The 11807-nt window shown below is 54.7% G+C and carries 10 protein-coding genes; 7 read left to right on the top strand and 3 right to left on the bottom strand.

The features are described from left to right. Nucleotides 1–390: 390 nt before the first annotated feature. The 3 genes from NXS97_RS02880 to NXS97_RS02870 all read left to right on the top strand — a co-directional run bounded on the left by NXS97_RS02880 (nucleotide 391) and on the right by NXS97_RS02870 (nucleotide 3208). Nucleotides 391–2004 carry an alkaline phosphatase gene (locus NXS97_RS02880; protein WP_116219734.1) on the top strand — a complete coding sequence of 538 codons (1614 nt, stop codon included), beginning with the start codon at nucleotides 391–393 and terminating at the stop codon, nucleotides 2002–2004. Between the two features lie 220 nt (nucleotides 2005–2224). After that, complete coding sequence (locus NXS97_RS02875; RefSeq protein WP_014605837.1) at nucleotides 2225–2644, top strand: hypothetical protein; 420 nt, start codon at nucleotides 2225–2227, stop codon at nucleotides 2642–2644. A gap of 3 nt (nucleotides 2645–2647) precedes the next feature. Then, nucleotides 2648–3208, top strand: coding sequence for an RNA polymerase sigma factor (locus NXS97_RS02870; protein WP_116219735.1), 561 nt, complete (start codon nucleotides 2648–2650; stop codon nucleotides 3206–3208). Nucleotides 3209–3274: 66 nt separating this feature from the next. Here the strand turns inward: NXS97_RS02870 and malG are convergent, their stop codons facing one another. The 3 genes from malG to malE are packed head-to-tail and all read right to left on the bottom strand — an operon-like array spanning nucleotide 3275 to nucleotide 6955. After that, nucleotides 3275–4165, bottom strand: a complete 891-nt coding sequence (gene malG, locus NXS97_RS02865) for a maltose ABC transporter permease MalG (RefSeq protein ID WP_014605835.1) — start codon at nucleotides 4163–4165, stop codon at nucleotides 3275–3277. A 9-nt stretch (nucleotides 4166–4174) separates the two neighbouring features. Next, complete coding sequence (gene malF, locus NXS97_RS02860) at nucleotides 4175–5713, bottom strand: maltose ABC transporter permease MalF (RefSeq protein WP_019105218.1); 1539 nt, start codon at nucleotides 5711–5713, stop codon at nucleotides 4175–4177. Nucleotides 5714–5770: 57 nt separating this feature from the next. Further along, nucleotides 5771–6955 carry a maltose/maltodextrin ABC transporter substrate-binding protein MalE gene (malE, locus tag NXS97_RS02855; RefSeq protein WP_042677592.1) on the bottom strand — a complete coding sequence of 395 codons (1185 nt, stop codon included), beginning with the start codon at nucleotides 6953–6955 and terminating at the stop codon, nucleotides 5771–5773. Nucleotides 6956–7322: 367 nt separating this feature from the next. Here malE and malK point away from each other — a divergent pair, with 367 nt between their 5' ends. The 4 genes from malK to NXS97_RS02835 all read left to right on the top strand — a co-directional run bounded on the left by malK (nucleotide 7323) and on the right by NXS97_RS02835 (nucleotide 11328). Continuing rightward, entirely contained in the window at nucleotides 7323–8432 is a 1110-nt protein-coding gene (malK, locus tag NXS97_RS02850) for a maltose/maltodextrin ABC transporter ATP-binding protein MalK (RefSeq protein WP_014593717.1), read from the top strand. Between the two features lie 41 nt (nucleotides 8433–8473). Beyond that, entirely contained in the window at nucleotides 8474–9775 is a 1302-nt protein-coding gene (locus tag NXS97_RS02845; protein ID WP_015700304.1) for a maltoporin, read from the top strand. Between the two features lie 103 nt (nucleotides 9776–9878). Further along, nucleotides 9879–10799, top strand: a complete 921-nt coding sequence (malM, locus tag NXS97_RS02840; protein WP_116219736.1) for a maltose operon protein MalM — start codon at nucleotides 9879–9881, stop codon at nucleotides 10797–10799. A 265-nt stretch (nucleotides 10800–11064) separates the two neighbouring features. Further along, a complete protein-coding gene (locus tag NXS97_RS02835; RefSeq protein ID WP_233516652.1) occupies nucleotides 11065–11328 on the top strand; it encodes a hypothetical protein in 264 nt (87 codons plus the stop codon). Nucleotides 11329–11807: the final 479 nt, after the last annotated feature.

Raw genomic sequence — 11807 nt, 5'->3', positions numbered from 1 at the left:
ACTTGAGCTGAAATATGGAAGGTTTTTTGTGTCTGCTTACAGGCTGTGAAATCTGGATACAAAATGCCAACACGAACTTAACAATCAGGCCGGCAAGAACAGCAAAGTGGAATAAAAGGGCGCGCGGCGTCGGGCTGACAGACGTTTACATTAATTGAAAAAATTGAAATCAGCCGCATTGTTCGGGTAACAGGTTGATAAGTAACATGCTTACCCGTGATGAAATTTGCCTTAGGGAATTCTCTCGTCCATCGGCACAGGATTTTCATAAAACTGTCACAACGCATCCCAATACTGCACAACCATGGAGTAACAAAAAGACATCTTTCGACATCCTTTGAAACCTGTTTCTTTTTTCAGGCGGTCGCTGTCATCATTATGGAGAGTTTTATGCCACGTCAACCTCGTCTTCACCCTTCCTCTACTGTGTTTTCCCTGCGTCAACTTCCTCTGTGCCTGCTGGCTCTGGGCGGTCTGACCCTCAGTGCCTCTGCGTTTGCCGACGCCATCAAAGCGAAAAACGTCATTGTCATGATTAACGATGGTGCAGGCTGGGGAACATGGGATGCCACCGCATACTGGCAGTACGGTGGGCGCGATAAAACGCCTTATGCTGGATTCCCGGTAAAGTATGCCATGACGACCTATCCACTCAACGCCTCGAAAAAAGCCACACACAGCAATGAATCCCTTGTTAATTATGACCCGCAGAAAGCCTGGGACACGACAAAAACCGAGAGCAAAGAACTGCCCTTTAAGGGTTACGAATATCTGGCCATAAATCCTACTGACAGTGCGGCGGCGGGCACCGCGCTGGCATCCGGGGTAAAAACCTATAACAACGCCATCAACGTCGATAACGAGGGTAAACCGGTCGACTTTATTACTCTGACAGCCAGGGCACAGGGGAAGGCCACGGGCGTCGTCACCAGTGTGCCGTTCTCGCACGCCACGCCAGCGGCCTTTGGTGCGCAGAATGCTTCCCGTAACGATTATCACGCGATCGCCAGACAAATGCTCACCGCCGGTAAGCTCGACGTGATTATGGGAACCGGACTTCCGGGCTTCAACGTGAATGGAACGGATTGTCAGCATCTGGCGAAAAATGAGTCCACCGCCGGCTGTGGCAAAGATGCGAACCTTTATCTGGCGCAAACCGAATGGGATTTACTCCGCGCGGGTAAGCTGGCGCCAGCGGGCGGTCAGCCGTGGAAAATTGTGCGCAGCACGGAGGCTTTTACCCAGTTGGCTAACGGCTCGCTGAACTATGATGGCCCGCTGCTGGGATCGCCCAACGTCGCCCCCAACGGAACGTTACAGCAGGGCCGGCAGGGTGAATTTGTTGGTAAAGATGCGGCGAATCCATCAGGCGATGCATTTATTACCACGGTGCCAACGCTGAACCTGATGACCCGTGGCGCGATTCAGCATCTGAGCAAAAATCCGAACGGCTTCTTTATGATGGTCGAAGGTGGGGCAACCGACTGGTCTGCCCATACCAGCAATGCCTGCAGTGGTAAAGGAGACTGGGGCAACACGTATAACCCCAACTGTGTGGGCGTTGAATACGGCCGTCTGATTGAAGAAAGCGCCGATTTTAATCACGCCGTGGCCTCTGTCATTGAATGGGTCGAGACAAACAGCAACTGGAACGAGACCTTGCTGATTGTTACCACGGATCATGATAACGGCATGCCGATGGGGCCGGATGCGCAGACTCGCGCATTTGAACCCGTCATCAATAACGGCAAAGGCGCCATGCCAGGCGTGTCTTTCCGTCCCACCGGCAATCACGCTAACGCGCTGGTTCCGCTGTGGGCAAAAGGTGTGGGCGCTGAAGCCTTCGCCGAACGCGTGCGCGGTAACGACGCGGGCTATGCCAAATATGTCGGTTACAATCAGGGCGATTACATCGATAATACCGACGTTTTCACCGTCGTAAAGGCCGCGCTGGAGGGAAAGGCCGTTGAAAAAATTATGCCCGGGCAGGCCAGTAAATCCTGACGTGACAATGTCACAATAAAGAGGGCGTGTGATGCCTTCCTGACCGCATCAGGTACTCGGTGCCGGTGAATATTCGCTCACCGGCACCGCTGTGTTATCTCCGTCACCCGCACAACACGTCAATGCCTTCACTTTTTTTTCCGCCGTCAGCAATATTCTGCTGGCTCATTCGTCTACCTCATCACAAACGTGTGTTTATCACTGATGAGGTCATACTGATATGAGAGATTTTGATCACCCTTCGTTCCGCCATGCCCGTGCCAGGGGCAGAAACCGACTGGCGAAGCCGTTGATAGTGGGTGCCGTTTTTATTGTCGCACTGTGTCTGCTGGTCATGTCACTGTGGAATGCCTTGCTGCCCGCGCTTATCGGGGTTAAAACGATCGGTTTCTGGCAGGCCGCAGGGTTGTTGCTACTGTGCCGGATTCTGTTTGGCGGCTTGGGTATCAGGCCGGGAATGTTTGGCCATGCCCGGCGTCGTATGCATGAACGCTGGATGCAGATGACACCGGAACAACGAGACGCATTTATGAAGCAACGTCGGGAAGGTTTTGGCCATCGGGGGCAACACTGCCGTGATAAACGCCGGGACGAACAGCCTCCGTCGTCAGATGACAACCATGCTGCCCGGACTGAGTAGACGATGAAGGCCAGCGCATCGCAAGCCTCATCGTGGGTCAAAGCGCTTACGCTCTGCAGAACGAAACTCCAGCGATTTATTCGTGCCCGTACCCCAGCACGGGAGGACGCTGACGATATTTTGCAGGAAATTACCTGTCAGCTGATCGGCGTGGAACAGCCGGTTGAGAATATCTCCGCCTGGCTGTTTCGGGCGGCACGCAATGAAATGACGGATCGGGCGCGTAAGAAGCGGGAGTTGCCACTTGCCAGCTACATGAAAAACGACGAGGAGGATGGGGTTGAAAGCGAACTGGCTGAAACCCTGTTTGGCATTCCGCAAACCCCTGAAGATGATTACCTCAGGGCGCTACTCTGGGAGGCGCTGGAGGCGGCGCTAGCCGAACTTCCGTCCGCGCAGTATGAGGTGTTTGACCAAACGGAGCTGCAGGGAATCAGCTATAAAGCGCTGTCAGAATTAACCGGCGTCAGTGTTCAGACCTTGCTGTCGCGCAAGCATAAAGCCGTACTGTATCTACGCATGCGCTTGCGGGCGGTCTACGACGATCTGGTCAGTGAAGATTGAAAAAAGGCGGCCATGACGGGCCGCCAATGTTCGCATTATCACCTTGAAAGGGGAAGGATGACGCAATCAGCCCTTCACGCCGCCGGCGGTCAGGCCGTTAACCAGCCAGCGTTGCGCCAGCAGGAACACCAGGGTAATAGGAATGGCAGAGAGAACGGCGGCTGCGGCAAAATCGCCCCACAGATAGTTTTGCGGATTAAGATATTGCTGCATGCCCACGGCCAGCGTGTAACTGTTGACGTCACGCAGCAGCAGTGAGGCCACCGGGACTTCCGTTACCGCAGCGATAAACGCCAAAATAAACACCACGGCTAAAATGGGCACCGATAACGGGAGTAAAACCAGCCGGAATGCCTGCCAGGGCGTTGCGCCATCCAGCGCCGCCGCTTCCTCCAGCGAGCTATCAATGGTTTCGAAATAGCCTTTTATCGTCCAGACATGCAGCGCGATGCCGCCAAGATAGGCGAAGATCACGCCGCCATGGGTATTTAAACCCACAAACGGCAGATATTGCCCGAGACGGTCGAACAGGGCATAAAGCGCAACCAGCGACAGCACCGCCGGGAACATCTGAAAAATCAGCATCCCTTTTAACAGGCTCTCACGCCCTTTAAAGCGCATCCGGGCAAAGGCATAGGCGCAGGTGGTGGACAGCGCCACAATGCCCATTGCGCTGATAGCCGCGATCTTGACCGAGTTCCACAGCCACAGCAAAACAGGAAAGGGCGGCGGCGTGACTGAGCCGTCAGCATGCTGAACGCTGAAGCCCAGCGCCAGCCGCCAGTGTTCCCAGGAGATATGTTCCGGAATAATACTGCCGGTGGCAAAATTTCCCGCGCGCAGCGAAATCGCCACTACCATCAGTAAGGGAAACAGTATTGCCGCAATAAACGCCAGCAGCAGCAGATGCGTCATAAACAGACGTAACTTCTGCGATTTGGGTTGTACCATCGCCATCATGACTCCTTAGTCGAATTTCATCCGCACGGCTTTCAGATTGATCACCGCCAGTGCGCCAACCAGCAGGAAAATCAGCGTGGCGATAGCCGCTGCCAGACCAAAGTCCTGCCCGCCACCGCCTTCAAAAGCAATACGCCAGGTGTAGTTCACCAGCAGGTCGGTATAACCCGCAGGCGTGGTCGTGCCGAGCCTGTCGGGTGCACCATTCGTCAGTAGCTGCACCAGCACAAAGTTATTAAAATTGAAGGCAAAACTGGCAATCATCAGCGGCGTCAGCGGTTTTAACAGCAGCGGTACCGTAATCAGGAAAAAGTTTTGTAGCGGCCCGGCACCGTCCATCGCAGAGGCTTCGTACAAATCCTCGGGAATCGCTTTCAGCAGCCCCATGCACAAAATCATCATGTAGGGATAACCCAGCCAGGTATTCACGATGATCAGCATGGCACGCGCCAGCGTAGGATCGCTGAACCACGCCGGTTTACTGCCAAACAGGGCGTTGAGCATGACGTTGATTTCGCCAAAGCTCTGGTTGAATAATCCCTTGAAGATCAAGATGGAGATAAAGGCGGGCACGGCATAAGGCAGGATCAGCATTACCCGGTAAACGGCTTTGCCTTTTAACGCCTCCCACTGCACCAGGCAGGCCAGCACCATGCCCACCGCCACCGTTAACACCACGGTCAGCAAAGAGAAAATCATCGTCCAGCCAAAGATGGCCAGGAACGGCTTTTGAATCCCCTCGTCGGTGAACACGCGAATAAAGTTCTGCCAGCCCGCGCCCACGGTAAATCCGGGACTCAGACGTTCTTCTCCCCACTGGCCCTTTGCGTCAATCACCTGATAAAAGCCGGTATCCGGATTGGCGCGATAGCTCACGCCGCTTTGCTGGTTTCTTAACGTCTGATGATCCGTTACCACATAGAGCGGGCGCGTCCCTGAAAACTGACGCAAGGAACTCATGACCAGTTCACGTCCGTCAGGCAGCACGGCGCGGAGTTTTGCCAGTGCCTGGCGATGTGTGGTGATGACGCGTAAGTTTGCCCGTTCTCCCTCTGGAGCAGGTGCGCTCACCATCTTTAATGGGCCCGCAGTGTCGAAGGAGAAGAGCGGTGACACCCAGGTCTGACTGTTCGAACCCTCGCTTAGCACCAGCCGCCAGCGATCGCCTTCGGGAAGCAGGCTGAAATTCAGGCCTGCACCGTCCTGATATTGTCTGCTGAGTAAAACCTGCTGCGCACGCTCCTGGGTCAACTGATTGGTGCTGCTGTAGTTGGTAAAGGCAATGCCCACGGTACAGGCCAGAGGGAACAAGACAAATAACATCATGCCGGCCATGCCGGGATAAACATAACGCCAGGCGTAGGCCCTGCGATTGGCATAAATCCCGATGCCCAGCCCGCTTATGACCAGCGCCAGCAGGGCAAACAGGTATTCCCCCTGAGCATACATCAGCACCAGTAAATAACCGACCAGCAAACAACAGATGCCCACCAGTGCGCCTTTCAACACAGAACGATGCCGTCCCGTTTGCGGTTTTTCTGACATGACCCGATTTCCTTAACGGCAGGTTGCAGGCCAGCAAACTGGCCTGCACTGAACGATTTACTTGCTTAAACGTGACTGCGCATCCTTGAGCGCTGCATCAACGGACTGACGGCCGCTCAGCGCGTTAAGGGTGGCGGTGCGCATGGCGTACCAGAACGCGGCCATCTGTGGGATGTTGGGCATAATGTCACCGCGTTGTGCATTGTTCATGGTGGCGGCAATACGCGAGTCTTTCTCCAGCTTTTGCTGGAAGGACTTCAGCGCCACCGCACCCAGCGGCTTATCTTTGTTCACGGCCTCAAGGCCGGCATCCGTTAACAGATAGTTTTCCAGAAACTCTTTAGCCAGCTCTTTGTTCGGGCTGGCCGCATTGATCCCGGCGCTGAGTACGCCAACAAAAGGTTTGGTGGGCTTGCCGTTTAATGTCGGCAGCGGCGCGACGCCGTAGTGAATACCGCTCTTATCGATATTGCTCCAGGCCCAAGGGCCGTTAATGGTCATCGCCGTCTGGCCTTTATTAAAAGCGGCTTCGGCAATGGAGTAATCCGTATCGGCATTCAGGACCTTGGCTTTGACCTGATCGACCAGGAACTGCATGCCGGCTTTGGCTCCGGCATTATCAACGCCGGTGTTTTTGACATCATAGTGTCCGTCCGTCAACTGATAGGCATAAGCGCCGCCGGCTGCCAGCAGCGGCCAGGTAAAGTAGGGCTCCTGCAGATTAAACATGATGGCGCTTTTGCCTTTCTCGCGCAGCGACTTATCCAGGGCGGCCATCTCTTCCCACGTTTTCGGCGGCGTGGGGAGCAGGTCTTTGTTGTAGATTAGCGACAGCGACTCAACCGAAACCGGATAGCCAATGAGCTTACCGTCGAAGCGCACGGCGTCCCAGGTGAAAGGAAAGATTTTTTGCTGGAAACTGCTGTCCGGTGATACCTCGGCTAACAGGCCGGACTGGGCGTAACCGCCGAAACGGTCGTGCGCCCAGAAGATAATGTCCGGACCGTCACCGGTCGCGGCCACCTGCGGGTATTTTTCTTCCATTTTATCCGGGTGCTCGACCGTGACGTGAATACCGGTTTCCTGTTCAAACTTTTTACCCACCTCGGCCAGACCGTTATAGCCTTTGTCACCGTTGATCCAGATAACCAGTTTTCCTTCTTCAATCTTTGCGACTGCGGAAGCGGAGAACAGCACCGCCGAGAGGGCTGACAGAGCCAAAATTTTTGCGCCAGTTTTCATCTTTAACACTCCATCCTGTTAGCGGAAACGAACATGTTGCTTGCCGCACATTCTGCGTGTTCTTACCGGCTTCTCATCCTCCTGGCCTCTACGCCTGCCGCCGTCGAGGTGTGATCGCTGTTACAAAGTGACAGGATTATCACGGTCTGGCTCACACTAAGGTGGGTGCCAGACTGCGTTACCGATCACAAAAATCAGTGCAGCGCGCGACCGCTCTCGTGTGCTGATGTTTTCTCCTCCTCCCGTCTCCTCCCCCAGATAAAGCGCGTCGGTGGAGGATGTGGCGACGCGTCACGCTACGCATAGTGAACGCCAGAATTTGTCCGCTGACGTGCGGGCCGCATTAGCGAGTGGAGAGGAAAGTACTATGGCGAGCGTCGTGTTACGCAATGTCACCAAAGCCTGGGGCGACACGGTCGTGTCGAACGATATCAATCTGGAGATTGGTGAAGGCGAGTTTGTCGTATTTGTCGGGCCTTCTGGATGCGGTAAATCAACGCTGCTGCGGATGATTGCTGGCCTGGAGACGATTACCCGCGGTGAATTGTTGATTGGCGATAAACGGATGAATGAGGTGCCGCCTGCCGAACGCGGCATTGGCATGGTATTTCAGTCTTACGCGCTGTATCCCCATCTCTCGGTGGCAGAAAACATGTCTTTTGGCCTGAAGCTGGCCGGCGTTAAAAAAGCGGAAAGAGAGCAGCGCGTAACCCAGGTTGCTGAGGTGCTGCAGTTGGCGCATCTGCTTGATCGCCGCCCAAAGGCGCTCTCTGGCGGACAGCGCCAGCGCGTTGCCATCGGCCGCACGCTGGTCGCCGAACCCCGAGTCTTCCTGCTGGACGAACCCCTTTCTAATCTCGATGCCGCACTGCGGGTGCAGATGCGCATCGAGATCTCCCGCCTGCATAAGCGACTCAGGCGCACCATGATCTACGTAACCCACGACCAGATCGAAGCCATGACCCTGGCCGATAAAATTGTGGTACTGGACGCCGGTCGTGTGGCGCAGGTTGGGCGGCCGCTGGAGCTCTATCACTATCCGGCAAACCGCTTTGTTGCAGGCTTTATTGGCTCGCCAAAAATGAACTTCCTCCCCGTTAAGGTCACCGCCACCGCGATTGAACAGGTGCAGGTACGCCTGCCCAATAATCAGCTGGTCTGGCTACCGGTAGACAGCGCCAACGTGCAGGTCGGCAGCAATATGTCGTTGGGTATCCGGCCGGAACATCTGCTGTCCAGTGACATCGCTGACGTCACCCTTGAGGGGGAAGTGCAGGTCGTTGAGCAACTGGGACACGAAACTCAAATTCACATCCAAATCCCCGCCATCCGTCAAAACCTGGTGTACCGCCAGGAGGACGTGGTGTTGGTAAAAGAGGGCGCCATGATGGGCATTGGCTTGCCACCCGAGCGTTGTCATCTGTTCCGAGAGGACGGAAGCGCGTGTCGCAGGCTGCATCAGGAGCCCGGCGTTTAATCCAGCAAAACAATAAAAGCAATGACCTCAGGAGATAGAAAATGTTAACTCTGCGCAAACTTTCCCTTGCCGTAGCGGTAGCGACAGGCACGCTGTCTTCACCGCTGATGGCGGTGGATTTTACCGGTTATGCTCGCTCCGGCATTGGCTGGACGGGCAGCGGCGGCGAGCAGCAATGCTTCCAGGCAACCGGTGCTCAAAGTAAATACCGTCTGGGTAACGAGTGCGAAACCTATGCTGAACTTAAGCTGGGTCAGGAAGTGTGGAAAGAGGGCGACAAGAGCTTCTACTTTGACACCAACGTGGCGTACTCGGTTTCTCAGCAGAACGACTGGGAATCCACTTCACCGGCTTTTCGTGAAGCCAACGTCAAGGGTAAAAACCTGATCGACGCCCTGCCGGGTTCCACTATCTGGGCCGGTAAACGTTTCTACCAGCGTCATGACGTTCACATGATCGATTTCTACTACTGGGATATTTCCGGCCCGGGTGCGGGTCTGGAAGATGTCGATCTGGGATTTGGTAAGCTGTCGTTTGCCGCAACGCGCTCATCGGAAGCGGGCGGCTCTTACACCTTTTCTAACGATCGCATTCGCAATTACGCCACCAGTACCGCAGATGATGTGTTTGACGTCCGTCTGGCAGGGCTGGAAACCAACCCCAATGGCGTTCTGGAACTGGGTGTGGATTACGGCCGTGCCAATGCGCGTGACGGCTACCGCTTAGAAGATGGCGCATCCCGAGACGGCTGGCTGTTCACCGCTGAGCATACGCAGAGCATGCTCAAAGGCTACAACAAATTTGTGCTGCAGTACGCGACCGATGCGTTGACGTCCCAGGGGAAAGGGCTGGCACAGGGCACGAATATCAATAACAACGGCAAGATGTATCGGGTTCTGGACCACGGGGCGATCAGCCTGGCGGAACGCTGGGACATGATGTACGTCGCGATGTACCAAAACACCGATCTGGATAACAACCGGGGTAATGAGTGGTACACCGTTGGCGTGCGGCCCATGTACAAATGGACGCCGATCATGAGCACCCTGTTGGAAGTGGGCTATGACAACGTGAAGTCACAGCAGGTAGGCGAACGCAATGGTCAGTACAAAATCACGCTGGCGCAGCAGTGGCAGGCGGGAGACAGCATCTGGTCACGTCCTGCGCTGCGGCTCTTCGCGACCTATGCCAAATGGGATGAGAAGTGGGGTTATAACAAAGACGCGGCCGGTGATATCACCACCTTCGCGTCACAGGACAGCACCGGAAACGGCCTGTTTACCAACAGCCGCGGCAACAATGATGAGTGGACCTTTGGCGCGCAAATGGAAATCTGGTGGTGATCTCTTTTCTGGATAAACCGCTGTAGACCGTTTCGCACTGTGTTTCAGGCCGCGGCGGCTATTGCCTGCGTTGCCGCGGCCTGCCCGTTTCTCGAGGTTAAAAATGAAAACGTATAAAACATTCACCGCACTTTGCCTGAGCGCGCTCCTGCTGGCAGGACACAGTCTGCCTGCACGGGCCGCGATCAATCTGATGCCGCAGGATGTCTCTGCAGCGCCCGACATTCCGCTTACCAGCCTGCAGAGCATGCACTGGCAACCCCTGGATACCGCACGGCCGCAGGTAACGACGTTAACGGCCGGGCATAGTCCGCTAAACGTTGCCGGTATCACCGGGCCGGTCGCCGCTTACAGCCTGCCTGCCACGCTGGGCGAGCTGACAATCACCTTAAGCAGTGAGGTACAGCAGAACCAGGTCTTTGCGCCCAACGTGCTCATTCTGGACGAAAACCTGCGTCCGGCCGCCTGGTTCCCCAGCCGCTGGTTTTCTTATCAGCAACCTGGCGTGATGGCCGCTGATCGGTTGGAAGGCGTGATGAAGTTGACCCCGGTTCCCGGACAGCAAAAAATTTATCTGTTGGTATTCACCACAGAGACGGATCTTGCTCAGACCACAACGCTGGTTGATCCGGCAAAAGCCTATGCCAAAGGCACCGGCCATGCCGTTCCCGATATTCCCGATCCGGTTGCCCGTCATACAACATCTGGCACAGTAAAAATAAAACTGAGTACCCGCTCGGATTCCTCAATACTGGTCGGGCCGTTGTTTGGATCCTCTGGCCCGGCTCCGGTTACGGTCGGAAACAGTCAACCGGCGGCAGCCAGTCGTGCGCCCACTGCGGCTCCTGTAGCGAAAACACAGCCTATTGTTCAGGATACCGAAGGCTATTTTAACGATGCCATTCGCCAGGCGTCGGCGCAGGGCAATATTGATAAAGCGCTCAGACTGCTGGATGAGGCCGAACGGCTCGGCTCGACGTCTGCGCGGCAAACCTTTATCAGCAGTGTTAAAGGCAAGGGGTAATCACTCCGGCAGTGCTGATTTGTTCCATCTGGTGCGCTGAGGCGCACCTTTTTTTATGAGGTCAGTTACCTGTCCCTCGCGCTTAACCTGTTCCGTTCTGGCGTAAATTCGCGCCTTTCTCTTTCAAAGACGCTGATACTTTTGGTCAGGCTTTGCGCAATCCTTAGCCTAAATGATGTTATTGAGGTACCCGATCGCGTTCCAGGACGCGCATAACCTTCGGCACTGATACAAAAAAGGCTCTATCACAACTGGAGCCTTCATCATGTTAATACGTCTGATTATCTCTTTTTCCCTCATCGTATTTAGTCATTCTGCGATGGCCAGCAACGGCTTTCGCCAGTTCATAGCAGGCGAGCAGCAACGCCCGGTTGAAGTTGCCGTGTGGTATCCCAGTGCAGCGTCGTCGCCCAAGGAAAACATTGCGGATAATCCCGCGTTTACAGGTGTCAGCGTGGTGCGAAATGCTAAACCCTTGCCCGGCTTACATCCTGTATTACTGTTATCTCATGGTTATGGCGGGAGTTGAGGATTTGTCGCAGGATGGCCAGATAATAATCTACTGTTCTAACGGCGCGGCCGGTTTTATTTCTTCTCTTTTCGGGAGCATAGTTAGTCTCGCCAGTCAGTAATTCCTTTCTCCAGCCCAGAATGTCGCTGTTGGTGATGGATGCGACCAGCGTTTCTGGGCCAATTAGTTTTGTTAACGTTCTTACAGCTATCCCATAGCTTCTTGTGGCATTGGGGGAGAGATCGATTTTATGGTTTTCATACCATGTGGATGCAAGTTCGGCGAACGTCGTAATATTTTTAGATGCATAAAACTTTGTTGCTACCTTTGACTCCGGAAACACGACCCGTTAGCAGTTGAACTCGCAGCCAAATAGTCGTATTACTAACATTGCGGCGTGTTAATCAACGGGGAGCAGGTCAACCCTACTAGCTGATAAAGAGGTTTTAAGTGCCGGACATCTACCAAATCACGCTAGCCACCCAAACAGGCGAAAC

The organism is Pantoea sp. B623 (genome assembly GCF_024814475.1).
In the GTDB taxonomy this organism is placed as follows: Bacteria; Pseudomonadota; Gammaproteobacteria; order Enterobacterales; family Enterobacteriaceae; genus Pantoea; species Pantoea ananatis.
This window is presented reverse-complemented; position numbering and strand designations above follow the sequence as displayed.